This window comes from Candidatus Nitrosotalea bavarica, assembly GCF_900167955.1.
In the GTDB taxonomy this organism is placed as follows: Archaea; Thermoproteota; Nitrososphaeria; order Nitrososphaerales; family Nitrosopumilaceae; genus Nitrosotalea; species Nitrosotalea bavarica.
This window is the reverse complement of the sequence record NZ_FUYK01000007.1, coordinates 96,239-120,573: the sequence shown is the minus strand read 5'-3', so window position 1 is coordinate 120,573 and position 24,335 is coordinate 96,239. Positions and strand designations below refer to the sequence as shown.

The 24,335-nt window shown below is 36.0% G+C and carries 34 protein-coding genes and 1 tRNA gene; 10 read left to right on the top strand and 25 right to left on the bottom strand.

Annotated elements, in window-relative coordinates; translation table 11 throughout:
* Positions 1-22 precede the first annotated feature (22 nt).
* The 8 genes from C0Q33_RS03945 to C0Q33_RS03910 are packed head-to-tail and all read right to left on the bottom strand — an operon-like array spanning position 23 to position 4,491.
* Complete coding sequence (locus C0Q33_RS03945; protein WP_101477291.1) at positions 23-709, bottom strand: ERCC4 domain-containing protein; 687 nt, start codon at positions 707-709, stop codon at positions 23-25.
* A 26-nt stretch (positions 710-735) separates the two neighbouring features.
* A complete protein-coding gene (locus tag C0Q33_RS03940) occupies positions 736-1,128 on the bottom strand; it encodes a prefoldin subunit beta (protein WP_101477290.1) in 393 nt (130 codons plus the stop codon).
* Positions 1,129-1,151: 23 nt separating this feature from the next.
* Positions 1,152-1,397, bottom strand: a complete 246-nt coding sequence (locus tag C0Q33_RS03935; RefSeq protein WP_101477289.1) for a KEOPS complex subunit Pcc1 — start codon at positions 1,395-1,397, stop codon at positions 1,152-1,154.
* Positions 1,381-1,596 carry an eL43 family ribosomal protein gene (locus tag C0Q33_RS03930; protein WP_101477288.1) on the bottom strand — a complete coding sequence of 72 codons (216 nt, stop codon included), beginning with the start codon at positions 1,594-1,596 and terminating at the stop codon, positions 1,381-1,383. Before C0Q33_RS03930 ends, C0Q33_RS03935 begins: the two co-directional genes overlap by 17 nt.
* Before the next feature lies 1 nt (position 1,597).
* Positions 1,598-2,401, bottom strand: coding sequence for an exosome complex protein Rrp42 (rrp42, locus tag C0Q33_RS03925; protein ID WP_101477287.1), 804 nt, complete (start codon positions 2,399-2,401; stop codon positions 1,598-1,600).
* Between the two features lie 2 nt (positions 2,402-2,403).
* Positions 2,404-3,120, bottom strand: a complete 717-nt coding sequence (gene rrp41 / locus C0Q33_RS03920; protein WP_101477607.1) for an exosome complex exonuclease Rrp41 — start codon at positions 3,118-3,120, stop codon at positions 2,404-2,406.
* Complete coding sequence (rrp4, locus tag C0Q33_RS03915; RefSeq protein ID WP_101477286.1) at positions 3,101-3,802, bottom strand: exosome complex RNA-binding protein Rrp4; 702 nt, start codon at positions 3,800-3,802, stop codon at positions 3,101-3,103. The genes rrp41 and rrp4 overlap by 20 nt, the downstream gene beginning before the upstream one ends.
* Positions 3,802-4,491 carry a ribosome assembly factor SBDS gene (locus C0Q33_RS03910; RefSeq protein WP_101477285.1) on the bottom strand — a complete coding sequence of 230 codons (690 nt, stop codon included), beginning with the start codon at positions 4,489-4,491 and terminating at the stop codon, positions 3,802-3,804. Before C0Q33_RS03910 ends, rrp4 begins: the two co-directional genes overlap by 1 nt.
* 85 nt (positions 4,492-4,576) lie before the next feature.
* On the opposite strand from C0Q33_RS03910, the gene C0Q33_RS03905 reads away from it, so the two are divergent.
* From C0Q33_RS03905 to C0Q33_RS03885, 5 genes are read left to right on the top strand one after another with little or no spacing between them, the layout of a single operon-like run.
* Positions 4,577-5,212: a DNA-directed RNA polymerase subunit D gene (locus tag C0Q33_RS03905; RefSeq protein WP_101477284.1), complete on the top strand. Its 636-nt coding sequence runs from the start codon at positions 4,577-4,579 to the stop codon at positions 5,210-5,212.
* A gap of 40 nt (positions 5,213-5,252) precedes the next feature.
* Positions 5,253-5,600, top strand: a complete 348-nt coding sequence (locus C0Q33_RS03900; RefSeq protein ID WP_101477283.1) for a 50S ribosomal protein L18e — start codon at positions 5,253-5,255, stop codon at positions 5,598-5,600.
* Complete coding sequence (locus C0Q33_RS03895) at positions 5,593-6,072, top strand: 50S ribosomal protein L13 (RefSeq protein ID WP_245867309.1); 480 nt, start codon at positions 5,593-5,595, stop codon at positions 6,070-6,072. The genes C0Q33_RS03900 and C0Q33_RS03895 overlap by 8 nt, the downstream gene beginning before the upstream one ends.
* Entirely contained in the window at positions 6,072-6,515 is a 444-nt protein-coding gene (gene rpsI, locus C0Q33_RS03890; protein ID WP_101477282.1) for a 30S ribosomal protein S9, read from the top strand. The genes C0Q33_RS03895 and rpsI overlap by 1 nt, the downstream gene beginning before the upstream one ends.
* Before the next feature lie 2 nt (positions 6,516-6,517).
* Entirely contained in the window at positions 6,518-7,252 is a 735-nt protein-coding gene (locus C0Q33_RS03885; protein ID WP_101477281.1) for a nucleotidyltransferase family protein, read from the top strand.
* Here the strand turns inward: C0Q33_RS03885 and leuD are convergent.
* From leuD to C0Q33_RS03865, 4 genes are read right to left on the bottom strand one after another with little or no spacing between them, the layout of a single operon-like run.
* Positions 7,249-7,821, bottom strand: coding sequence for a 3-isopropylmalate dehydratase small subunit (leuD, locus tag C0Q33_RS03880; RefSeq protein WP_101477280.1), 573 nt, complete (start codon positions 7,819-7,821; stop codon positions 7,249-7,251). The two genes, C0Q33_RS03885 and leuD, sit on opposite strands and share 4 nt — an antisense overlap.
* A 1-nt stretch (position 7,822) precedes the next feature.
* Positions 7,823-9,235 carry a 3-isopropylmalate dehydratase large subunit gene (leuC, locus tag C0Q33_RS03875; protein WP_101477279.1) on the bottom strand — a complete coding sequence of 471 codons (1,413 nt, stop codon included), beginning with the start codon at positions 9,233-9,235 and terminating at the stop codon, positions 7,823-7,825.
* A gap of 48 nt (positions 9,236-9,283) precedes the next feature.
* Complete coding sequence (locus tag C0Q33_RS03870) at positions 9,284-9,766, bottom strand: LeuD/DmdB family oxidoreductase small subunit (protein WP_101477278.1); 483 nt, start codon at positions 9,764-9,766, stop codon at positions 9,284-9,286.
* Positions 9,763-11,034 (bottom strand): 3-isopropylmalate dehydratase large subunit, encoded by a 1,272-nt coding sequence (locus C0Q33_RS03865; protein ID WP_101477277.1) that lies wholly within the window; start codon positions 11,032-11,034, stop codon positions 9,763-9,765. The genes C0Q33_RS03870 and C0Q33_RS03865 overlap by 4 nt, the downstream gene beginning before the upstream one ends.
* Before the next feature lie 73 nt (positions 11,035-11,107).
* Between C0Q33_RS03865 and C0Q33_RS03860 the strand changes: the two genes are divergently transcribed.
* From C0Q33_RS03860 to C0Q33_RS03850, 3 genes are read left to right on the top strand one after another with little or no spacing between them, the layout of a single operon-like run.
* Positions 11,108-11,878 carry a coenzyme F420-0:L-glutamate ligase gene (locus tag C0Q33_RS03860; RefSeq protein ID WP_101477276.1) on the top strand — a complete coding sequence of 257 codons (771 nt, stop codon included), beginning with the start codon at positions 11,108-11,110 and terminating at the stop codon, positions 11,876-11,878.
* A 41-nt stretch (positions 11,879-11,919) separates the two neighbouring features.
* Complete coding sequence (locus C0Q33_RS03855; RefSeq protein ID WP_101477275.1) at positions 11,920-12,471, top strand: hypothetical protein; 552 nt, start codon at positions 11,920-11,922, stop codon at positions 12,469-12,471.
* Positions 12,472-12,506: 35 nt separating this feature from the next.
* Positions 12,507-13,040 carry a hypothetical protein gene (locus C0Q33_RS03850; RefSeq protein ID WP_245867308.1) on the top strand — a complete coding sequence of 178 codons (534 nt, stop codon included), beginning with the start codon at positions 12,507-12,509 and terminating at the stop codon, positions 13,038-13,040.
* On the opposite strand, the gene C0Q33_RS03845 is transcribed toward C0Q33_RS03850, so the two are convergent.
* The 3 genes from C0Q33_RS03845 to C0Q33_RS03835 form a co-directional block, all read right to left on the bottom strand.
* The gene (locus tag C0Q33_RS03845) at positions 13,033-13,467 is read right to left on the bottom strand and encodes a hypothetical protein (protein WP_101477274.1); all 435 of its coding nucleotides are present in this window, start codon (positions 13,465-13,467) and stop codon (positions 13,033-13,035) included. The two genes, C0Q33_RS03850 and C0Q33_RS03845, sit on opposite strands and share 8 nt — an antisense overlap.
* A gap of 91 nt (positions 13,468-13,558) precedes the next feature.
* Entirely contained in the window at positions 13,559-14,524 is a 966-nt protein-coding gene (locus tag C0Q33_RS03840) for a 2-oxoacid:ferredoxin oxidoreductase subunit beta (protein ID WP_101477273.1), read from the bottom strand.
* Positions 14,514-16,427 carry a 2-oxoacid:ferredoxin oxidoreductase subunit alpha gene (locus tag C0Q33_RS03835; protein WP_101477272.1) on the bottom strand — a complete coding sequence of 638 codons (1,914 nt, stop codon included), beginning with the start codon at positions 16,425-16,427 and terminating at the stop codon, positions 14,514-14,516. Before C0Q33_RS03835 ends, C0Q33_RS03840 begins: the two co-directional genes overlap by 11 nt.
* A gap of 335 nt (positions 16,428-16,762) precedes the next feature.
* Here C0Q33_RS03835 and C0Q33_RS03830 point away from each other — a divergent pair, with 335 nt between their 5' ends.
* Positions 16,763-17,725: a 2-hydroxyacid dehydrogenase gene (locus tag C0Q33_RS03830; protein WP_101477271.1), complete on the top strand. Its 963-nt coding sequence runs from the start codon at positions 16,763-16,765 to the stop codon at positions 17,723-17,725.
* A gap of 20 nt (positions 17,726-17,745) precedes the next feature.
* Here the strand turns inward: C0Q33_RS03830 and C0Q33_RS03825 are convergent, their stop codons facing one another.
* From C0Q33_RS03825 to C0Q33_RS03795, 7 genes are all read right to left on the bottom strand, one after another.
* Positions 17,746-17,958 carry a hypothetical protein gene (locus C0Q33_RS03825; protein WP_245867307.1) on the bottom strand — a complete coding sequence of 71 codons (213 nt, stop codon included), beginning with the start codon at positions 17,956-17,958 and terminating at the stop codon, positions 17,746-17,748.
* A 95-nt stretch (positions 17,959-18,053) separates the two neighbouring features.
* Positions 18,054-19,343, bottom strand: a complete 1,290-nt coding sequence (locus C0Q33_RS03820) for an NAD(P)/FAD-dependent oxidoreductase (RefSeq protein ID WP_101477269.1) — start codon at positions 19,341-19,343, stop codon at positions 18,054-18,056.
* Between the two features lie 43 nt (positions 19,344-19,386).
* A tRNA-Ser gene (locus C0Q33_RS03815) sits at positions 19,387-19,485 on the bottom strand.
* A gap of 59 nt (positions 19,486-19,544) precedes the next feature.
* On the bottom strand, positions 19,545-20,228 hold the full coding sequence (locus C0Q33_RS03810; RefSeq protein ID WP_245867306.1) for an MIP/aquaporin family protein: 684 nt from the start codon (positions 20,226-20,228) through the stop codon (positions 19,545-19,547).
* The gene (locus C0Q33_RS03805; RefSeq protein ID WP_101477268.1) at positions 20,210-20,632 is read right to left on the bottom strand and encodes an arsenate reductase ArsC; all 423 of its coding nucleotides are present in this window, start codon (positions 20,630-20,632) and stop codon (positions 20,210-20,212) included. Before C0Q33_RS03805 ends, C0Q33_RS03810 begins: the two co-directional genes overlap by 19 nt.
* 6 nt (positions 20,633-20,638) lie before the next feature.
* Entirely contained in the window at positions 20,639-21,397 is a 759-nt protein-coding gene (gene arsM, locus C0Q33_RS03800; RefSeq protein ID WP_101477267.1) for an arsenite methyltransferase, read from the bottom strand.
* Positions 21,394-21,813 carry an arsenate reductase ArsC gene (locus C0Q33_RS03795; RefSeq protein WP_101477266.1) on the bottom strand — a complete coding sequence of 140 codons (420 nt, stop codon included), beginning with the start codon at positions 21,811-21,813 and terminating at the stop codon, positions 21,394-21,396. The genes arsM and C0Q33_RS03795 overlap by 4 nt, the downstream gene beginning before the upstream one ends.
* A gap of 72 nt (positions 21,814-21,885) precedes the next feature.
* Between C0Q33_RS03795 and C0Q33_RS03790 the strand changes: the two genes are divergently transcribed.
* On the top strand, positions 21,886-22,266 hold the full coding sequence (locus tag C0Q33_RS03790) for a winged helix-turn-helix transcriptional regulator (RefSeq protein WP_101477265.1): 381 nt from the start codon (positions 21,886-21,888) through the stop codon (positions 22,264-22,266).
* A gap of 38 nt (positions 22,267-22,304) precedes the next feature.
* Here the strand turns inward: C0Q33_RS03790 and C0Q33_RS03785 are convergent, their stop codons facing one another.
* From C0Q33_RS03785 to C0Q33_RS03775, 3 genes are read right to left on the bottom strand one after another with little or no spacing between them, the layout of a single operon-like run.
* Positions 22,305-22,754: a hypothetical protein gene (locus C0Q33_RS03785; RefSeq protein ID WP_101477264.1), complete on the bottom strand. Its 450-nt coding sequence runs from the start codon at positions 22,752-22,754 to the stop codon at positions 22,305-22,307.
* Positions 22,755-22,779: 25 nt separating this feature from the next.
* A complete protein-coding gene (locus tag C0Q33_RS03780; RefSeq protein WP_101477263.1) occupies positions 22,780-23,778 on the bottom strand; it encodes an RNA-guided pseudouridylation complex pseudouridine synthase subunit Cbf5 in 999 nt (332 codons plus the stop codon).
* Positions 23,750-24,334 carry a cytidylate kinase-like family protein gene (locus tag C0Q33_RS03775; RefSeq protein ID WP_101477262.1) on the bottom strand — a complete coding sequence of 195 codons (585 nt, stop codon included), beginning with the start codon at positions 24,332-24,334 and terminating at the stop codon, positions 23,750-23,752. The genes C0Q33_RS03780 and C0Q33_RS03775 overlap by 29 nt, the downstream gene beginning before the upstream one ends.
* Position 24,335 lies beyond the last annotated feature (1 nt).

Below are 24,335 nucleotides of genomic sequence, written 5' to 3'. Positions count from 1 at the left end.
AGCTACATATTTGAACAATGTGTCATATATCATGCAATGTCTTTTGATCAGTCTTTTTCATATTTTTATTTTTGGCATCAAGTATTTTCCTTATTTTTTGAGCACGTGCTTCTCCCATTCCATTTATTTTAGATAATTCCACCGATGAGGCATTCAATGAGCTACTCGGTGAACCAAATTTTTCCAGCATTCTAGACGCAAGTTTTTCTCCAACACCTGGCAAACTAGACAGGATAGATAATTGTTGTTGTTGTAAATCGCCAGACTTTCTAATTTTTTTAAGGAAAGGTCCCTTTACAGTCCCTTGCCTTGCACACATAGATATTAACAATTTAGCAGTGTGCGATGCATTAGGAGTAGGGATTACAGGTATTTTGAAATCTAATACTACTGAGGACATTGCTCCATAGAACACAAGTGGATTTTCTGTGATTTTATCAATTTCGTCAACATTTCCTTCTATGATTATAGTGGGATGTTCAAAGTGTTCTTTTAGTCTATTACATTGATCAAATAAACGTCCATCAAAAACTGATGAGATAAAATCACTGACACTTTTTCTTTCCACTACTGTTTCAGATGCAACAATATAATCACCAACCGGTAGATTCATCATTTCTACTTTAACTCCTATCTGTTTTAGTAGATCAGGGATCCCACTTTTTCGCTCCCGTTCATCAACTACCATTCGAAGATCTTCAATTTTCATTAAACCGTTAAGTTTCTGCAAATATTTTATTTAGGAGTATCTATCTTATTTTGTCCTGGTGGAGGAGGACCTTTCAACATTTCTCGGATTTTAGTCTCTGCCTCTTTTAGATTTTCCTTTACCCTAACTTCTTGTTTTGTCAATACAGTAAGTCTAGTATTTGCAAGTTCTTTCTTTTCTTGTAATTCTGAAACCAAATTAGTTTTATTAGATTTCACAAGAATTGATCCTGCAGCTTTGTAAACAATATCATCATCATTTGCCTTTAGCAGTAACTCAAGCGCTCTTTCTGTCTCAAGATGTTCAGATTCAAGATGTTGTTTCTGAAGCATTATGGACTGAAGATTTTGTTGTAATTGTTGTAATCTACCTACTTGCTCTTGTAACCAAGGAGGAATCTGTTGTTCGCCAGAAGACATGAATGTTTGATTTGCTGTTTTGTTTATATCTTTACCGATTCGATCGAATCATTACTTGCTTGGACAAGTCTCAAAGTAGAATTAAGATTAGCTCGTAGATGGGAAATTTCTTGTGCATCAATCATAATTGTAATTTTATTATCAAGTGAGAAACTTGTGTGAGTGGGATTTTCATCATAGAATTTGTTATCAGTTTCAATAGAGTAAAAAATTGCTTTTGTTCTTTCACCAGCAGAGATTTCTATTTTAGAGCTATAGTTTGACGTCATATGCTAGACCTGCTACTTTGAAATTACATTTTTTGCAGATCCAAATTCCTACTGCTTCCCTACCAAATTTTTCAGAACCGCATTCAGGACATTTTCTTTGTGCTTTTAGTTGTCTATGTACTGACGTGTATTTTTTTCTTGGTTTGAGGCCATATTTTTGACCCAGTCCTTTGAGTGAAGCGCTTTTACCTTTTGCCATATTACATCAACTGCTCAAGTTGCTTCCTTATTTTCTTTCCTACAGAAAGGGCTGTTTCAGAGCACTGGATAAGTTGTTCGGCAGTAAATCCATCACTTCCACCCTTTTGTACTGCACAAATGTTACCATCAGAGTTTGTAGTAATTGTAATTCTTGCATCCATGCATGATTCTTCATCCTTGGTTGGATCAACTATTATGTAATCACCAATTCTTGCCATGGTTACTGATACTGGTAGTGTCTTAATCGGAGGCTTGGATGTTACACCTTCTACAAGTACAGGAGCTTCGTCTTTAACTTCATATTTAGGAACAGTACAAGAAAGAATACCAGCTACAGATGCATAAGAACAAGCATCGAACAAGTTTCCACCAGAATCAATGACACTACTATCAATGAACATGCCAATAACTGATTTATTTTCAATTAGAACAAGTTTGTGCAAATCAATCATTTCAGTTTCACGTATTCCTCTATCAACAACTCTTGCAAGTTCGATAACCTCTTCATTTGGTGGTCCTGGTTCTACGTTTGGATCTGCCAATGGTAAAATTTCTGCAGTGCAGATGAGAATTCCTTTATCACCAAGATCTGGAAACGGTTTGTCAAGTTGTATCTTTACACCAGTTATAACTTCGGTATTTCCTAGTTTTACTCTAGCAGAACCATTAGCTTTTGGAATTACTCCTGTTTCAATTGTCAACTGTCTTTGTTCGTCAAGAGATCTTCCATCGATTCTTTTTCCAGTTTTTAAAAGATCAAGAATTTTACCTCGTTTTAGTTGATCTAATATTTGAGAACCCAATTTTATTGATCACCAGATTGGAAGTATTTTTCCATTAATGCCTTTCTTTGAATCTCATAAACACGTCTACAACCGATTAGTGCGGTTTGCATACATGTTTTGAATTCTTCAGGTTTTAGCATACCATCAAGTTGTAAAAGCGTAATTTTTCCTACATTTGGCATCAAGGCAACTGGCATGTCTGCCTGTCCCTCTTGATCTTCTTCATTATTGACATCTAGAACTATTCTATCTGCAACTTTACCTGCAGCGCATGCTGATACCAAGTCACGCATTGGGATACCTGCATCAGCAAGAGCTACAGATGCGGCATCAAGTGCCGCACATCTTGAACCGCCATCAGCTTGAAGTACTTCAATGAATACATCAATTACAGTACGTGGATAGTCTTTTAGTATTACAGCTGGTTGTAAGGCTTCTTTGATAACCTTAGAAATTTCAATTTCTCTTCTAGATGGAGCAGGATTCTTTCTTTCAGTAACAGAGAATGGGGACATGTGATATCTACAACGTAAAATTCCAGAATCTTGATTTGCCATGTGTTTTGGATGAACATCTCTTGGACCAAAAACACCAGCTAAAATCTTGTTCTTTCCAAATTCAATATATGCAGAACCGTCTGCATTTTTTAGTACTCCTACTTTAATTGAGATATCTCTAAGCTCGTCTAGTTTTCTCCCGTCACATCTAATTCCATCTTCAGTCATTAATTGTGTCATTATTTTCACCATCTGTTACCCCAAGCATAGATTTGACTCTTTCAGTCAAGTTTGGTGTATGCGCCAGGGCATCGATCATTTTCACTGCTTCTACTGCCTTTAATAATCCCTCTGAATCTTCACATGAAATTACTATCCAACCATTTTGACCTATTGTTATAATTGCCTTAGTAGCCATCTCAATTGTTTGAATCATTGAACCACGTTTGCCAATCAGTCTAGGTACTTTACTGGGGGAAATCTCAACTAGTTCACCTGAATCAATCTTGCCAAGATCCCTATCTTGTACTGTCAAAAGTGGATCTCTTGATCTATCAAAATTAGCAATTCTAGTTGCAACCAAATCTCCGATATCCAATCTTTGTTTGAGCTCATCTTTAGTTGGAGAATAATCTCTGCCAAAAACATCTTGGGCTGGCAAAAATCCTACAAAGCAGGAATTAATGTCAAACTCCCAAGAAAGCGGAGAAGTTCCAATTACTTTTCCAATAACCAAGTCATTTGCCTTTGGCACATATCCACCCGTGAGAGGAATAACTTTTACAGAATTTTCAAAAATTTCAGAAATTCCAACACATGTTGAAATCATTCTGTCACCGTCTTGATACACATTTTGTTCTGGTCGTAGAGGACCAGTTGCTATTACATCGCCAGGAATAACATATCGTCTTTTTACGTCCATCATTTTGCAACCTCAACAGAGGCAGTGCCTTTTGTTACAGATCCTAATCTGTCCATTACATTTGCCCTTGCCGCCGCCGGTATATCTAGTATTACTTTAAGTCCACCGTTTGATTGCCATTCTTCTTTTTTCAAAGTTCCAAATGACTTTAAAACAGAATAAGATTGTGCTGCAAATTGAGCCGGCACTAAAATTTCTAGAAGCATGTTTTCAGACTTTAACGGAATTATCGATCGGAGTTGTTCTATTATTTCTTTAATCTGTTCATCAGTATTTCTAAAAGGATCAACTGATACCCTTGCATCATCCATAGCTTGTTCTATTCTAAGTGGAGGATGTGGAAGATGTGATCTTGGATCAACATAGCTTTTAGCAATAAAGTCTACTATCTGTTTACGTTTATCAGAAACCATCTTTCTTCGCTGGTCAGTAGTAAGATTCAGTTCTCCTTTCTCAAGCATTATAGTGGCAATTGCATTTGAGTCGGTGGTTTTGAATGCCTTCATAAGTTTCTCCGTAGACGCCCTCGTTCCTTTGTTGGAATCAGTGTAAATCTCATCTGAAATCAATACTCCAGAGATGTCCTTACGCTTACCTATCTTAAATTCCAAAGCAGGATCTGGTTTTACCAATATTTCAAACTTTTCTCCTTCTACTGAGAACCTCACGACTGTTACTTTAGTATCCATAATTGGGGTACTCATACTCGGTATTTATCTATAAAGAAAAACTCGCTAGATTTTTATTTGGAATTTTAGTTCCTTTTCGTAAGATTTGACTTCTTTAGAGATTGTTGAGGAAAGTGGTAACAATATGGTTGTAAAATTGAAAGGCATACCTATTCAATATGCTAATGCGCTTAGACGAATTTGCCTAGCAGGAATTCCCACATTTGCTGTTGATGATGTTGTAATTATTGAAAATTCATCAGTTTTACCTGATGAAGGAATAGCTCATAGACTTGCAATGATGCCATTAAAAACAGATCTTGAGAGATTTATCGAGCCATCTGCATGTGACTGCCATAGTGAACTTGGCTGTAGTCGATGTAGAGTCTTACTTATGCTTGATTCCGGCAGTGCAGATACAACTCGTACAATAACTTCAGCAGAAATTAGCTCAGAAGATGAAGTTGTAAAGCCTGTTAGTCCTAACATTCCAATTGTTGCACTAGCTCCTAGTCAGAAATTGAAGGTAGAAGCCTATGCAAGACTAGGTAGAGGTAGCGATCATGCTAAATGGAATTCTGCCACAGTCTCAGCACTTACATCTACAAATAATCCCGATGAACATGTTTTGTCCATAGAGACTACAGGTAGCTTGACTCCAAAAGAGGTTCTAAGAGCAGCCATCGAAGAGCTTGAAAAAAGATTGGGCGAATTCCAGAAGAACGTAGCCGCACTCGGTTGAAGCATATATTATATTTGGGTAAAAGTGGGCATTATTACACATGACTAATCAAGTTGTTATTCAAATGGTAAAGACCTTACGTGGTGCATCAAAGAAGAACAATGCACCCATATGGGAAAAACTGGCAGAACTGGCTTTAAAACCAACCAGAGCCAAGAGAACACTCAACTTGGGTCAGATAGATAAATTTGCGTCAGATAATGACGTAATTATAGTTCCAGGAAAAGTATTAGGAACAGGAAATCTTTCACATAAAATATCATTATGTTCATTTTCCATATCAGCTACTGGCGCAAAGAAGATAATAGAATCAGGTGGAAAGATATTAGACATCTCTCAAATTATCAAGAATCATCCAACAGGAAAAGGAGTGAAAATCATTGGTTAAACAAGTTACTGAAGTAAAATCAGCAGAGAAGAATCCAGCTTCACAAACAATCATAGTAGACGGAACAAATTTGATTGCAGGTAGACTTTGTTCACATGTTGCCAAACTTCTCATAAAAGGAAATAGAGTATCAATTGTAAATTCTGAAAACATTATGATTTCAGGAGATAGAAAAGCAATCATAGAAGAATATAGAAAGTTTTTGGAAGTAGCTAGTATCAATAATCCTAAATTTGGTCCATTCCACCCTCGTAGACCAGACACTATCATAAGCAGAATGGTAAGAGGAATGTTACCAAAGAATAAACCATCAGGTAAGACATCTTTGAAAAGATTAAGAGCTTATCTCGGAGTACCAAATGAATTAAGATCAAAGAAAACAACACAGTTTGATGATGCAAAAATTAGAAGACCTTCTCCATATTATACAACTCTAGGAGAATTAGGTAAAATGGTTGGGTGGCACGAATAATGGTAAAATTAGAAAGCTATTACGCAACTAGAAAGACTGCACGAGCACATGCATTTATCACAAAAGGAGTAGGTCGTGTAAGAATCAACAATGTTCCAGTAGAAATGGTTCAACAAGAAGTAGCACGCGAAATTATGCTAGGACCTTTGGAAGTTGCAGGAGATCTTAGAAACAAAATAGATGTTTCAGTTAAAGTCAAAGGCGGTGGTTTTGTTGGACAATCATATGCAAGTGCAATTGCAATTTCAAGAGCCATGACAGGATGGACAAAGTCCAGAAAAGAACCAAAGGATCATCCACTTACAAGAACCGTGAGAGAGGATCTTAGAAAACGATTAACAGAATTTGATAAACATTTGCTAAGCGGTGACGATAGACGAAAGGAACCAAAGAAATTTGGCGGTCCTGGTGCTAGAAGAAGAAAACAGAAATCGTATAGATAGTCTTGAAAGCTGTAATTCTGGCAGGAGGCCGCGGAACTCGCGGAAGGCCATTTACAGATCATATCCCAAAAGCAATGATTCCGGTTCAGGGTAGACCGCTCATTTATCATGTTGTAAGATATCTTTCCAAGTTTGATATCATTGATAGTATAATCATACTAGGAGATTTTTCGGGAATTGGGAAACAGATAGAAAAATATTTTGAAAATCACATTTCAGTTAAAAAACCAATAAAGTTCATACAAGATTCACAGAGTGGAACGGGAGGGGACCTTATTCACCTAAGCTCAACAATTGGAAAGAATAAAGAATTCATCTTGTGGTTTGTTGATAACCTATGTCCAGTCGACATAAACAAGATGTATCGTTTTCACAAGGATTCCAAGACTATAGCTACAATAGCTGTGAGAAGATATAGAAAAGAAGAAACAGGATTTGCAATAGTAAATAACGGAATTATTGAAGAATTTAAAGAAAAACCCACTATTGAATTGCAGATGGCCGAATGCCTAGGGATATACATCATAAATTCTGAAATAATAAATAAAATAAAAATTAAAAAACAAAAAAAGAAAGACCTGAATCTATCGTATGATATTTTGCAGCCATTATCTAGAAAAAGAAAGATTGCGGCCTATGACATAGGAAAAACCCAGTGGTTAGACATAGATTCTCCAACACGTGTGGATAGAAACAAAGAATTGATTGATTCCATAATAAAGAAATTCGGCACTTAGATTTTGTGAGAACGTTCGTATTTCGTAATTTGGCTCTCATGTTGTAAAGTCATTGCAATATCATCTAGACCTTCAAGTAGAATCTTTTTCCAATGAGGCTCAATGTCAAATGAGACATGTGTATTATCCACCATGATTGTTTGATCTTCCAAATCTATTTCAATTTCAGATTTTGTTGAAAATAATTTCTGCAATATTTCATCTGAGACTCTAATTGGTAAAATTCCATTTTTGAAACAATTATTATAAAATATATCAGCAAAAGATGTAGAGATTATCACCTTAAACCCAAAATCATCAAGTGCCCATACTGCATGCTCTCTACTAGAACCACAACCAAAGTTATCTCTTGCAAGTAAGATTCTAGAATTTTTGTACGTTGGATCGTTTAAGATGAAATCTTTTCTCAGAATACCATCTTTTTCATACCTCCAGTCATAAAACAAGAATTGACCAAACCCAGTTCTCTGGATTAGTTTTAGGAATTGTTTTGGAACTATTTGATCAGTATCAACATTGACCTTGTCAAGTGGTGTAACTATGCTTTTTATCTTCTTGAATGATTCCATTCTATTTCAGATCCAATTCTCTTACATCTACAAAGTGGCCATTAATTGCAGCGGCAGCCGCCATTACAGGGCTTACAAGATGTGTCCTTCCACCAGTACCCTGCCTTCCTTCAAAGTTTCTGTTAGAAGTACTGGCACATCTCTCACCTGCTGCCAAGATATCAGGATTCATACCAAGACACATGCTACAGCCAGATTCCCTCCATTCAAATCCAGCATCTTTGAATATTTTATCAAGACCCATCTCTTCTGCATTTTTCTTTACAAGTTGTGATCCAGGTACCACCATTGCTCGCACTTTAGATGAAACCTTTTTTCCTTTTACGACTTTTGCTGCTTCCATCAAGTCTTCTAATCTTGCATTAGTACATGAACCAATGAATATTCTATCAATTACAATATCCACAATTGGAGTACCAGGTTTAAGATCCATATACTGGAGTGCTTTTGTTACACCCTTCACTTCTTCGGGATTTCCTTTACCATATTCATCTGGGAAAGGAACACTCTCAGTTACATCAGATGTCATGGCAGGATTAGTTCCCCAGCTAACCTGAGGTGCAATGTTTTCTACACTAAGGGTAAAGGATTTATCAAATTTTGCTCCGCTGTCTGTTTTTAGATTTTCACGCCAATCATTAACAAGTTCATCATAATTATCGGAAGTGTATTTTCGTCCACGAAGATACTGGAAAGTTTTTTCATCAGGTGCAATCAATCCAGCACGTGCTCCTGCCTCTATTGACATGTTACATATTGTCATTCTCTGCTCCATTGTCAATTCAGATATTGTGTCACCTCGATACTCAATTATGGTTCCAGTTCCTCCCGCAGTTCCAATTTTCCTAATAATTGACAGGATGATGTCTTTTGCAGTTACAGCATGAGGATTCTTTCTCTTTCCTTGAATTTTAATTTCAAAAGTTTTTGGTTTTTCCATCATAATACATTGTGTTGCCAAGACGTGTTCAACATCACTGGTACCAATTCCAAATGCAAGGGAGCCAAAAGCACCATGTGTTGATGTATGACTATCACCACAGACAATTGTTGTTCCTGGAAGTGTGATTCCCAATTCAGGGCCTATTACGTGTACAATACCTTGATTCGGACTATGAATGTCAAAGAGCGTAATTCCAAATTCTTTACAGTTTTTTTCAAGTGTTTTAATTTGTACAGATGATGTCTGATCTAAAATAGGTAATGATCTATCACTTGTAGGTACGTTATGATCCATTGTTGCAAATGTAAGATCAGGACGTCTTACTTTTCTTGCATTGAGGCGTAAACCATCGAAAGCTTGAGGAGATGTAACTTCATGAATAAGATGTCTATCTACATAAAGTAGTGAACGTCCATTTTCATCTACAACAATATGAGAATCCCATATTTTTTCAAATAATGTCTTTGACATTTAGATCATCTTAATCAGAACCGGAGATATAATGGTATAAGATTTGAGCTAAGGTTTGTAATTGAATAGCCCGCCAGCTTGTATTATTTTACCTATCAATTCTGGAAAAGGCTTCATTTTGTATACCTTGTTTTTGGTCAAGTTTTTAATTTCATTTTTAGAGATATCTATTTCAAGTGAATCGATATCTGAGATATCATGATATGCACTCTCATCTATTTCAATTGGGAGTAAGAAAGCTCCATCTACAGCATTTCTGTAAAATATTCTTGCAAAAGACAAAGCCAAAACTGCTTTTACTCCAGAATAAGATAGAGCTATTGGAGCATGTTCTCTAGAAGAGCCACAACCAAAATTTTTTCCTGCGACAATAAAATCACCAGGTTTAACACGTTTATGAAAATCCTTGTCGAGTCCTTCCATGGCATGTTTTGCCAACTCAGCATAATCATGAATCTTAAGATAAGGACCGGGCAAGATTACATCAGTATCTATGTTATCTCGTTCATATTTTATTACAGAGCCTTTCATTTCAAATCCCTCGGATCAGTAATCTTTCCTGTTATAGCAGATGCTGCTACAACAAGTGGTGACGCAAGATATGTTTGAGATTCAACATGTCCCATCCTTCCTGGAAAGTTTCTGTTTGTCGTACTGATACAAATTTCATCTTTTGCCAATACGCCCATATGAGCACCGCAACAGGCACCACATGTAGGAGGTCCTACAACTACTCCAGCATCCAAGAAAATTTTCAACAATCCTTCTTCCATGGCTTTTTTAAATATAGATATTGCGGCAGGTAATACCTCGGTTCTTATTTTTACAGTTCTTCCTTTGAGAATTTTTGCTGCAGCTTGTAAATCTTCTAGCTTTGCACCAGTGCATGATCCAATGTATGCTTTATCAAGTTCAATTGAAGACAAGTCACGTGCAATGGCAATATTTTCAGGAGAGAATGGTTTTGCGACAGTGGGTTCTATTTCTGAACCTTCATACTCGTAAATTTTTTCATATTGAGCATCTGCGTCACTATGAACTTCATCATATTTTGTAGCCCCTTTTGCTGTAAGATAATCTCGTAATTTTTGATCTGGTTCAACTATACCACTCTTGGCACCTGCTTCAGTTGTCATATTTGTTAGTGTCAATCTACTTTCAACTGACATTTCGGATATGCCTGTACCTCCAAACTGCATTGTCTTGTACGCTGCACCATCATTTCCAATGTCACCAATTATTTTTAGTATCAGATCTTTTGCCATTACATGATCTGGAAGTTTTCCATTTAGCTTAAAGTATAATGTTTCAGGCACCTTGAACCAAATTTTACCATTTAACAAAACATACGCAATATCAGTATGTCCAAGACCCGCAGCAAATGCTCCAAGAGCTCCGGTAGTATTGGTGTGAGAGTCTCCTCCAACATATACTTCTCCTGGAAGCACCATGGCTTCCTCATGAGACAAAGTATGACATATGCCATACTGGCCCATTCCATATTTGAAATGCTTCTTAATTCCAAATTGTTTTGTAAAGTTTGTCAGTGATACAATATTTTGTGCAGATATTTTATCTGCTGCAGGTACAAAGTGGTCTTCTGCAACCCATACTCTATCTGGATCCCATAATTTATCAATTTTCATTCCTATCTTTTTCAATTTTTCAAAAACTGCTATAACTCCAGGTCCAGATACATCATGAATCATCACCTTATCAACATTAACAAAAATCACATCTCCTGGGGAAACCTTTGATTTTCCAGAAGCACGGGCTAGTATCTTTTCAGTAATATTCAACATGAAAAATCAACTTTCAAGAAATTAAAATGTTTGCAGAACCCTAAATAGTAATTATTATTTAAAACCAGACATGCCTCTTACAGTTTTACCTATAAAGTCCACATTAAAAAAAGAACAATTTGATTTGTTTGAAAGCCTTGTAATAGATTTGGAGAATGCTAATATGATTCCTGTAAATGGCGATGTTTTAGTTATTTCAAGCAAGTATGTTGCTAATTCACAGGACAGAATTTTAGAGTACGATAAAGTTGTGCCTTCATTTGATGCAGAAAAAATTGGCAAGAGATTCCACATGAAATCCAAGATAGCAGAAATAATTCTTAGGGAATCAGATACAATATTTGGTGGAATTCCAGGATTTGTTATTACATCATCAGATAATATCATGGCTCCAAATGCAGGAATAGACAAATCCAATACACAAAGTGGAACCGTGGTTTTGTATCCAAACGAGCCATATCTTGTGGCAGAACATCTTAGAAGAAAATTTATGTTAAGGCATAATGCACATGTTGGAATAATCATCACGGATAGTAGACTAATGCCTGGAAGAGTAGGAACTGTTGGAGTTGCAATAGCTTGTTCAGGTATTGAGCCAACTTCTGATCTTCGAGGAGAAAAGGATTTGTATGATAATGTTCTCAAAGTTACTTTTCAAGCTATAGCAGATGATCTTGCATCCATTGCAAATCTAAAGATGGGTGAAGGGTCAGATGCAACTCCCTGTGTGCTAATTAGAGATTCTGATGCAAGACTCACTGATAGAAAGATAAGAGAAAGCGACATGGCCATCTCGTATGAACAATGTGTCTATGTTCGTGGACTAGGAATGAGAATTTAAGACAACTATAGTTTTAATATGACTAAAATAGACGCAGAGTTATGGTAGAGTTTCTTACTAGATATCCCAAAACCATGTATTTTGTAGACGGTAACAAGAGCAAGGTCAAGGTTGACACAAAGGGAGTAGAACAACTCACCATAGTAGTAAAGAAAAGCGTTGAGGAATTATTGAAGATATTTTCTCATGAAGGTTTCACACATGTAAAATTTGAACACAAACAGGAAGCACAGATTGGTAGCGGTTTATCTCTTAAGCTAAAAAAACCATGGGAGATGCATGTAAGACTATTAGAAATGAAAAAAGGCTTTGTTGCAATACAAGCAGAAGTAGAAGTGTCACGTGACTACCTACAGCATCTTTTTTGTCAGAGAACTCCAGTATTTTACGAGATAGAAACGCTATTAAAAAAACATCAGATAGAATACAAAATTTGGAATGAACGAATAAGAAAGTATGTCAATACGGTCATCGATAACTACAAAGTTAAACTTGCCACTCCAAGTTTTCCAGTATTAGCATGGAAGCCCATGGTGTATGTAATTTCAACAATAGGCATATTGTATCTGTTCAAGTACATCATGACGGTTTAGAACCTTTAATTAGAAATTTTTACCATTGTCTGTAAATGAGTACGACCAAACTTCCACTTTCCCTAAGATTTTATGGTATTTCTCCATGGGAGCTTGAGATTTTCTACACCCTATTACATAACATATTTAATGTAAATGAAGATCCCAACGCTAACCAAGATGAAGATTTTACAACGATGATGAACATTACGTTTCCACTAGAATTCAATGAAACATTTTTCAAATGGTTTGGAATTCCACGATGGGACAAAATCAAGGGCATCATAAAAGAAATGAAACGGAGAAGGGGAGGAGGGAATAGTTTACGCGTATACATAAAATTCTCAGGAAAGCCAGATATTATTTTTACAATAGATCTAGATGACAGACGTTCTTTTGATACCGCTGTCGATAAGATTGATTTTGTTCTTGAATTGCTACCATATCATCTTGATTCCAAAAAACTACCCAAAGAAATCACCGAAGTCTCATACCAATTTGATTATATCAGTGGAAAATGGAATGTCAGGGCAGGTCAAGTAGGAGAGCAAACATATCAGTTTTCAGAAAATGAATGGAAGATTACTTAATTTCTTTTTCAAGAGGTTCCAACATAGAATGTAGTTCACGGTATTTTTTTTCAATAAAATCTAGTGATTCTTCCAGTTTCTTTGATTTTCCATACTTGTATCTGATAAGTTCTCTGTGTCTCCAAAAATTTTTCCCCTCTCCTATTGATACAGTACTAAAATAATCAGGGCCTTTGAGTTTATCAGGAATCTTTATGCTATATGGAAAAAGAAATTCCGCCATAAACCATTCATCACCATCAGGATAATCAGAACCCGTATCAATATCAAAGAAGAGATGCAGTAAATTAGTTTGCATTAGTCCGTCATCTCTAATTGTAGGATGTTTTACGTTTGATTTTTTAAAATCAAGTTTTACAAGGTTAGGCTCAAAATATCCATCAATTATAGATTTACGAAATATCTTGTTTACTTCTTCCAGATTCAACGTAGAATTACCCTTTTTACGAAGATGCTAATAACTTATTTCATTATCGGAAGCGACCACCAATTTTTCTAAAGGATTATAGAATTTTTAGTTAGATTTCTAGCTTATCAAGCATTTTAGATATATCAGTTATTGACTTGCCACCAGAAGAAATTACTTGATATGCCGGAGGGTTTTCAAGATAGTTTGGAATTCGTTCTGACATTCTTTCATCATAGGATGCAGATATATCATTTTGGTAAAATATTCCGGTTGGGATCTTTGAATCCCATTCGTTAGACTTGATCAATGCCTGAGTTAGTTTCTCATTTTCTTCTGCTGGGGAGTCTATGTGTACAACTGGATCATATCCCACATCCTCAAGCTTGTAGATTCTTGGTCTTGGCCTATTTGTCATTTCATCAATGTTATCCATTCCTGAGAACCAATCTCTTGTATTGATATCATTGTAAGTTGGACATGGTTGCAATACATCAAGAAACGAAAGACCTCGGTGTTTTACTGCTGCAATTATCAAATCCTTAAGCTGTCGTACATCGTACGCATAACCTCTTGCAACAAATGTAAATCCACTTGCTATAGCTAATGCGATTGGATTTACTGATTGATTGACATTGGGTTCAGGAAGAGATTTGGTTTTCAATCCAAGCTTGAGTGTGGGAGATGCTTGTCCTTTGGTAAGACCATACACTCCATTGTTAAATATGAGATAAGTCATATCTACATTTCTTCTACCAGCTGCAACAAAATGTCCAGCCCCAATTCCCAATCCATCTCCATCTCCACCTACTGCTACAACAGTCATTTCAGGATTTGCAAGTTTTGCACCTTGTGAAAATGGAAGTACTCTACCATGCAAAGTGTGAACGCCATATACATTAAGATAATGAGATGTTTTTCCAGAACATCCTACTCCAGAAAATATTGCAGCTTTATGTCTTGGAATTTCCATTTCTGCAAGAGCCATTTGAATTGCACTAACTATTCCAAAATCCCCACATCCTGGACACCAATCATTGTGTACTTCAGTTTTGTAATCAGCTACATTAGACACCATATGTTAACACCTGTTTTTTCTCAGATTTATTGTCGATAATTTTTTTGATAGAATCAAAGAGTTCATTACAAGTCATTGGTCTTCCTGTGTATTTTAATATGTAATAGTCAACTTTCCTATCTAAATATTCATTAAGTAATGAACCCATTTGTCCAGATTGATTTGCTTCGATATCAATTATTTTTTTAACTCCTGAAAGTAAGGACTGGACATATTTGGTGGGAAATGGATGCAGCATTTTGATTTGGATAAATCCAACCTTATAGCCTGCTTTATTGAGCATTTCAATAGCATCCAAGATGGGTCCTTTTGTTGAACCCCAGCTAAGAATACAAAAATCTGATATTCCATAGTTTATCGCCTGGTCTTCTTTAGGAATTTGATCTAGTGCAAGTTCCATTTTATGCTCACGCTTGTCCATTTTATAAATACGATTTTCTGGATCTTCTGATATGTGACCGGATTCATCACTCTCATCTCCAGTATTCCAAAATATTCCATTTTCAAGTCCAAGTCTTGATCTTGGAGATATGCCATCTGGTGATGGTGTGAATCTTTTATATCCCGGCTCTTCAATTTTTTCAAGAAGTTTTCCACGTTCTATTGTTATCTTGGTTGGATCAAATCTTTTTACAGTGGAAACTGTACTTGCAATAAATTTGTCCATCATGTGTATTACAGGGATTTGATAAATGTCAGCAAAGTTGAAACATTTTGCAGTATCGTAAAATCCCTCTTCCGTATCACCTGACGCATATACAATTCTTGGAAAGTCACCATGTCCAGCATGAATTGCAAATTGTAAATCATCCTGTCCATGTCTTGTGGGGAGACCTGTCGAGGGACCACTTCTTTGATACAAAGTTACTACAATTGGAACTTCGTTTATTCCAGCCCAACCAAGAGCTTCTGCCATAAGAGAGAAACCTGGACCTGATGTACTTGTCGAAGATCTAGCTCCTGTCAAGGATGCACCAATAATCATCCCTATTGCAGATATCTCATCTTCTGTTTGTACAACTAGGGTAGATCCAGGTCTGTTGTTTTCAACCTCAAAAATTTCATTTGATTCTAAAAATACACTTTCATCTGATGCTGGCGTAATTGGATAGTAAGATTGAAACCTACAACCACATGCTATCTTTCCAAGACTAGTAGATTGAAAGCCTTGAGCTAGCATCGTATGTTCTTCTTTTGGAATTGGATATAATTGATATTTGAATTTAGAATACTTTACTGTAGAAAAATTATAAGCATAGTTTGCTGCAGTTTTATTCATCTCTGCAATCTCTGCTTTTCTTGAAAATACTGATCCTACAGATTTCAGCAATGTTTCAGGCGGCAGTCCTAGCAATCCAATAGATATAGAAACAGCAAGAACATTTTGCATACGAAACATTCCACGTAATTTTGGATTTTTGGTCTCATCAGATAAATTACCTAGGATTTCTTTGAATGAGACAGGATAGAGTGTAACTCCCCTCTCCTTTGCTGCATCAAGTGAACCTTGAATGGTCAATGGTTTATTTTTTGATAAAAGGTATTTTTTGAGGCGTTCCTTGAATTGCGCGTCAAGAGTATGAACTTCGTCTATTTTTATATCAGATAAATCAGATTCATACACTATTGCACCATCGTCAAACACCGCATCCGCATGTCGAAATAAGGTCTCAGCGTCAAAACCTACTAACATTGTAATTCCACTTACATTTGATCTGACTATCTTATCAGAAACACGGACTCCAAAGTAACTGTGTTCACCTTTGATATTAGAATAAAATTCTCTTTTACCAAATACTTTCAGACCATAACCTGCACATGCACCAGCAAAAATATTTGCAGCAGTTTCAACACCGCCTCCTTGAGGACCGCCAATAACCCAAGTTAGATCAATAGAAGACATGATGCATCTAAACACTCATCAAATATTAATAATTCTATGATTTTTTTGAAAAGACTGCATGCTAACCGCCAGTTGCTGCATCAAACAAGGCACATTCGCATTTATCACGTTCACCACAAAATGGGCAAACACATACACATTTTTCTAAAGGATTTCTACATTGCACACAAATGGCAAACTCATCTTTGTGTTTCAATTGCATATCATTACTTTGATTAATTATAAATGAGTTGTTGTAAAGGCACGAAATGAATTCTTTATGTCGATTTTTACTCAGGATTAGTTAATTTTTCATCATGATACGCTTAAAATTGTCATTTACACATTGAAAATAGTTGAAAATATTACTCACAAGAAGGCTGCATGATTTTGCTATAAAGGAGCTCAAAAAGAAATACGATGTAGAAATCTATACTGGAAATATTCCGATGCCAAAAAAGTTACTGATGTCAAAAATCAAGGATAAAGATGGGATAATTTGTTACCCGTATGATTCTATAGATGCTGACGTAATTAATGCTGGAACTAAACTTAAGGCAATTTCCGCGTATAGCGTAGGCTATGATCATATAGATATCAAGACTGCTATGAGTAAAGGCATTCCAGTAGGCCATACACCAGAAGTATTGACTCGAGCTACTGCTGATATGACAATGGCTTTGATGCTATCTCTTTTCAGAAGAATACCTGAGTGCGACAAACTAATTCGTAACGATAAATGGAATACAATATTTGGTCCTTATGAATTTCTTGGAACTGATCTATATCAAAAGACTCTGGGCATATTCGGAATGGGAAGAATAGGTAAAGCAGTGGCAAAAAGAGCTACAGGTTTTGAGATGAAGATAATTTATCACAGCAGAACTAGACTATCAATTAAAGAGGAAAAAAAAATAGGAGTGAAATACGTATCACTAGATAATCTTTTTAGAACAAGTGATGTGGTAAGTATCCACTCACCATATACACCACAAACACATGAAATTGTGAATTTAAAATTACTTAAGAAAATGAAGAAGACTTCATTTTTGATCAATACGGCTCGTGGTAAAATAATAAATGAAAAAGATCTTGCCATTGCATTAAAAAGAAAAATAATTGCAGGAGCTGGTCTTGATGTATTTCAAAGAGAACCAATTAATTCAAAACATCCGATTGTAAAAATGAATAATGTTGTACTAACACCTCATAGTGGGAGTGCCACTGTAGAAACAAGAAAGAAAATGGCAGAGATAGCAATCAAGAATTTAATACTTTCACTCTCTGGTAGAAAACCGATTTACCAAGTTAAATTATAAAATAATTATTAGACTATAGGCTAGAGTTCAATTAGATCATTAGGATCTATTCTGATACAATTAGTACCAACTGGTTTTAGGCCAGTAAAATTAATAGTTCCTTGTGGGACCTTACCTTCTTTTTGTAGAGACTCTAACTTTTCAGTAAATGCATTTTTGTGTCCATCACATGCAACACCAACCATGTATTCACCATCTTTAGATTGTATAGAAATTACAAATTCAGGCGGCATTGGACAATCCTTACCCATTTTTCTAATAGAACAATGTTCGGGAAACACAGATTCGTTTTTTGATTTCAGAATATTAATCTTGATTCAAGTTATTTTCAGACAATAGTTTCAAAATCCCAAATAGAATCAGTTTTTCGTGTTTTATACTGTAATAGTCCTTTTTCCTGCATGGATTTTACCACATATGCAGAATAAGCAGGAGCCCCCGTTGCACCAGGAGAGTTGTAGTTTAGAATATGATATGAGTTTAGACCCGAAAGTTCTAACACGTCTGGCAAGAAATTTCCATCAGGAGTTATGAGAGGAGTTCTAATTCCAGCAGTGCCCCGTTCTGAAAAGAACTCGGGTTTAACCTTTGGCATAAATTCCTGTATACGTTCTATCATGACAGTTTTCGATAAGGAGCTTAACCATTCCTTTGCCACCAAATTCATAAAATCTGCATTAAGAAGTAATTTTCTGGTACTTCCTGTAACTACTTCTGTGAGTTTAGAAATGAATGTTTCAATATCTCCCACATAACCAGAATAAGTTTCAGGGCTTGAAACAGGAACTGCATTTGGTCCTACTTCACTTTTTCCATCAGATCTAATAATCCAATGGGGATCAAGAAAAGGAAAATCAGGATATTTTGGAACAGAGTAAACATTGGTCTTGACTAGATTAGAATATTGTTCACTTGCAATCCAGTATTCCCCTCTAAAATGAAGACTGGAATAATCATTTGCCAATCCAAACTTTTTTGCAATATCAAGTGAATAACCACCAGCGCAGTTTACTATAATCTTTGAACTAATTTTTTCTTTATTTTGAAATGCAAGTGTCGTGGAACCATCTAGATCTTCAATTGACTCTAGTTTTTTATTTAACAAAAATTTAGTCCCATTTCTTTGTGATTCTTCTTTTAGTTTTCGTGTAAACTCTCCATAATCAACCACCGCGTCAGTTTTACAGTGAATTGCAGAGTGACATCTGATGTTTGGCTCTCTTTGGGTGACTTCATTACTATTTAGTAGATCAGCATCTTTCTCTGACATGCCATTTTTTGGACCCCAATCCATATACTTTTCAAGAATTTTGTGTTGGTTCTCATCAAGTGCAATTTCCATGGTACCAACCATATTCCATGGTAATCCCTTTGTTTGGGCAAATGTCTTCCACATTTCATGAGAAAGAAATGCGGCTCTTGCAAGCTTTCCTTTTTTATCAGGATTAAGATAAAACGGAGAATGAACTACCCCCGTATTACGACTGCTAGTATGCATTCCAACCTCAGATTCTTTCTCAATTACTGCAACTTTTGCATCATACAAATTTGAAATCCAATATGAGATTGAAGTTCCAAGTAAACCTCCCCCAATTATTGCAATATCATATTTTTCCAATGATGTAAAAATACCATAGTGAGATTAATGGATTTGTAAAAGGCGCCGGGAGAGAGATTTGAACTCTCGAACCCTTGCGAGTACGCGCTTTATGGTTTTCTAATTTCCAGGCGCGCGCCCTACCAGGCTAGGCGACCCCGGCATTCATCTCGCCAATTCAATTTCGTTGTAAAACCGACTATATATTACTGTAAGAGATGATTATTTCACAAACTTTTTTCTGTAAATAACAGCAATTATTGCAGACCCTATGAATGGAGCAGTCCAGTACAACCATAGATTATCAAGATAACCAGATACTATTGCGGGTGCTAATGCTCTTGCGGGATTCATAGAAGCTCCTGAAATAAATGCAAAAAAGAAGATATCAAGACCCACCATTGCACCTATTACAATTCCACCAAATCCTCGTAGTCCTTTTGTATGAACAACTAACATAATCACAGTCATCAACAATGCAGTAGCTAAAATCTCAACTCCAACAATGATAGGAATTTGGAAGTGATAATCTGGAGCGTTTGCTCCAAGATTTGCTTCCGTGCCTATAATATATTTTACAAAGATGCTGCCTAATAGTGCACCAATTATCTCTGCAATGAAATATACAGGAAAGAGATTCTTTGGCATATGTTTTGTAATAAAAAATCCAACCGTTACTGTTGGATTGAAATGTGCCATAGATATTTTTCCAAATGCATAGACCATTATTGTTACTGCAACTGCTGGAGCAAGAGCTACAAACCAGAGACCAAATGTTTCAGAATATTTTACAGCCAGTACAACAGAACCTGTTGCAAATACTACTACAACAAATGTACCAATTAATTCAGCAAAGAACCTCTTTTGATTAGTGGATAACCAATTTGTTATTCTAGAGTTTTGCAAAGTTGTCTTACCTTTAGTTCAATGGTATCTCTTATCTCTCGGACTTTCTCAATGGGTTTTCCTTTGGGATCTTCAATGTTCCAGTCAACAGAATGTTTCATAAAAACCACAGGACACTCGGTTTTATCCATACATCCCATGTTTACGCTCAAAATCGAATCGGAAATAATTTCATTAGTTAGCACTTTGGGCTTTTGTTTGCTTAGATCTATGCCAATTTCTTTCATAGCTTCTACGGCAATAGGATTTATCTCTGGCGTGGGTTTTGTTCCAGCACTTATTACTTCATATCCCGTAGGAGCATATTTTCTAAAGAAACCTTCTGCCATCTGACTTCGTCCTGCATTTTCAACACAAACAAATAGAATCTTTTTTTTGTCTTTTTGTTGCCAGAAAAAATTCATAAAAAATCACTTTATTGCTTTAATTACAAGGCTGGTGATTTTTCTGCCATTTACCTTTTCACCTTCCATGTACACCCTCTGGTCTAGAACACTAATATTATGAAAGCCGGCTTTCGTGATGCTTTCAATATAGTGTTCCTGTGTCAATGCACCATCAATGCAGCTACACCATTGTTCTGCATTGACTTGGTCTTGTTCTAGCTCCCTGTCTGTGACTAGATCAGAGATTACCATTCTTCCGCCCTTTCTTAATATTCTATAAATCTCCTTGAAGGCACTTGTCTTGTCTGAAGTAAGATTGATCACGCAGTTACTGATTACTGCATCAATGGCATCATCATCGACTGGGATATTTTTTTCAATGTCTCCTTTTCTAAATTCTACATTTGTATAATTACCATTACGTGCATTTGTTCTTGCTTTTTCTAACATTTCATCAGTCATATCAATACCAATTACCTTGCCTGATTTTGACACCTTGTTTGCAGACAGGAATGCATCAATTCCTGCACCTGAACCAAGATCTAGAACTGTTTCACCTTCTTTGAGATCAGCAAATTTTATTGGTGCACCACAGCCTACACCTAAAATGGATTCTTGTGGGATTGATTCTAATTCTTTTGGATCATAGCCAATTATTTTTGTAGCATCAATAACAGAATCATTTGTACTGCATTCGCCGGGCATGCAACAGCAGTCAGAGTTGCCAGTTAATGCAATCTTGCCGTATCTCGCCTTTACCTTTTCCTTTATTGTTTCACTCATTTTAATTCCTTGACAAGTTCTTTTACTCTAATCTCTATTTCATCTCTTATCTTTCGGACTTTCTCTATCGGTTTGTCTTTAGGATCCTCAATTCCCCAATCTACATAATTACCAAGAATAAGAGTTGGACATTCCGTAGTATCCATACAGCCCATATTCACCTTCAACTCTGCACCTCGGATTTTATCTTCTGACAGTATCTTTGACTTGTGACTGCTAATGTCAACTCCAATTTCTTTCATCACCTCCATTGCAAGCGGATTGACGTATGATTTTGGACTAGAACCGCCGCTCATTGCAGTCCATCCCTTTGGAGCATATTTTCTAAAGAAACCTTCTGCCATCTGACTTCGTCCAGCATTTTCTATGCATGCAAACAAAACGTATTTTGCTGGTTTTTTCCCAAATAATCCCATGTATATCTTGTATTAGTTTATTCAGTAAACCATTTAAGTTGTAAAGGATAAACAATTACAGTTAGTGTAAAGATGGAAACTAAAAGAAAATCACTTCCAATGGTTAAAGATAATTGCAGCTTTGAAGGATATGATGCTTCCTCATTAATGTCTGAAACGTCAAAGCTGAGAAAAATAATTACCAAAAGAGGTACACTTGAAATTCTAATCCCGTTGTGTTGTACAACAGAACCAGTACGCCATAAAGAATTCAAACAGGCCTTGAAAGGAATTAGTAGTAAAACTCTTGCTATTAGATTAAAAGAACTTGAAAAAAGTGGAGTGCTGGAAAGATTATCTTATAATGAAATTCCTCCTAGGGTGGAATACAAGCTAACTAACAAAGGACAGGAACTTGTTGAATCCATGATTAATCTTTTACAATGGATGAAAAAATGGTCTAGATCAAAATAGATATTGTATGGAATTGAGGTTTTTTATTTTAGAAAGGTCTATTTTAATAGATTTATAGTAACAAATTTTTTCAATGAGACTCCTCCATCTTCAATTGTACTTGATACTATCTTGTATCTTCCCTGATATGCTTTTCCACCATCAGATTTTGTTTGATCCCAGATGAATGTCTTCTCCTCTTTTGGATCTAGTTTAGAAACTACCTGTGTAGATAAGGGTGAATAGACTAGAATTCCATCAAGCCTAGTTATCTTTAATCCAAAAGAAGCATCAGAAAATGTAAGAGGTATTGTTCCAGAATTTATTATTCTAATGCGAACCGGTTCTCCAAGATGATAGTTGATTTTGTCAGGAATGACAGTAAGAGATGGACCGTTTTTATATACAAGAGTTGGAACCTGATTTGCAATTTGAGAAAGATAATATCCCAAAAAGCCAGCTGCTACTAGCCCCACTAAGAAAAACATTGCAGCTCCTTTTGGTATCACTTGAAAAATTTGATTTGATTCCTTTTTAATTGTTAACTACTGGCTTTGTTCTCCAACTTTTCGGGTATGTGTTTGGAGCCATTATAATTCTCTTAATCTTAAAGGCAAAGCCTTTGGTATTTTCAACAATCTCATCTTCATTCAGAGTTGCTTCTGCAAGAGCAACAACCTCTCCTTTTTGTGTATATATTGCAACAAAATCTCCACGCTTCAGCCCAGGAGATATTTCAAGAATACCAGGTATTGCAAGTTGAGCTCCATGACATAGAGCATCTACTGCAGAGTCTCGTATTACAACTGATTTTATCTCGCTTAGAGTAAATTCTATTGGCATCATTATTCTTCTTAGTTTTTTATCATCACCATTTTCTTTCCACAAAGCATAAGCATCAACAAGGTCGTGTATTTTTACTAAATTAGAATCCTCGTTAAAGTGTCCCACTCTACTTCTTCTAAGTTCGATCATTGTTGCACCTTCACCAAGAATCTCCCCCACATCATAGAAAATTTTTCTTACATAGGTTCCCGCTTCACATAAAATTCGTAAAAGTAGTAATCTTTCCTTTTGCTCTATTACTTCAATTTCATATACATGCCTAATTCTGGTTTGTCTTGATACGGCAGATCTCTGCGGTGGTTTTTGAAATATTTTACCAGTAAGTTGTTTGAGTACATCGGCCAGTTTTTCTTTTGGTGGGAGGGTATGTAGCCTTCCAAGAGCATGATATTCTTTTGGGCCAAGTAATAAAACTATGAGCGCCTTTGTTGCTTCTCCTAGTCCTATTGGTAAAAGTCCAGATACTTGTGGGTCAAGTGTTCCACTATGACCTGCTTTTGGAACATGCAATATTTTCTTTACCCATGCTACTGTCTCATGACTTGTAGGACCGTTTGGCTTGTCTAATAAAATAAAACCATAGTTGAGAAGCTGCTCTATTGATCTCTGGTCATAATACGTACCATGGGCATCATTTGTGATGTCCTGGTCTATTACTCTAAGATTTTGTAATTGTTTGAGTGTCATAGTAGTATTTCACTGCATTTTTTGCCTGTTCAAGAACTTGTTCAGGTCCAAGATCATCTGTGTTTATTATTTTATTAAAGACAGAAAGGTCTTCTCCAAAATTAAAACCATAAAGCTTCTTGTATAATGTTTTATTTTCATCATATCTCTTTTTTACTATCCCAAGTGCATCTTGTAATGATATACTATCACGCATTGTCATTCTTTTCGCACTATTTTCATGAGAACCCGCAAGCCAAATTTTTATTCCGTCTTTAACTAACCACGGTAACGTGTAGCTTGTTATGATTACGTCTTCAGTTAGAAATATTTTTTTTAGTTTTTCATCAACTTTTTTATCAAATTCAGGATTTCCTTTTCTGATATTAAGAAAACTCATTCCTTCTTCCGTATCCCAAAAATCATCATTATCTGTTTCAAAGCCTTGATCCTTGGCCATTTCTTTTAGTACATCACCGCCGCTAAGATATTTCAAGCCAAATTCTTCTCCCAATCCTTTTGCTATTGTAGTCTTTCCTATGGCTGGTGGACCAGAAATTATAACTGAACGAAGCAAT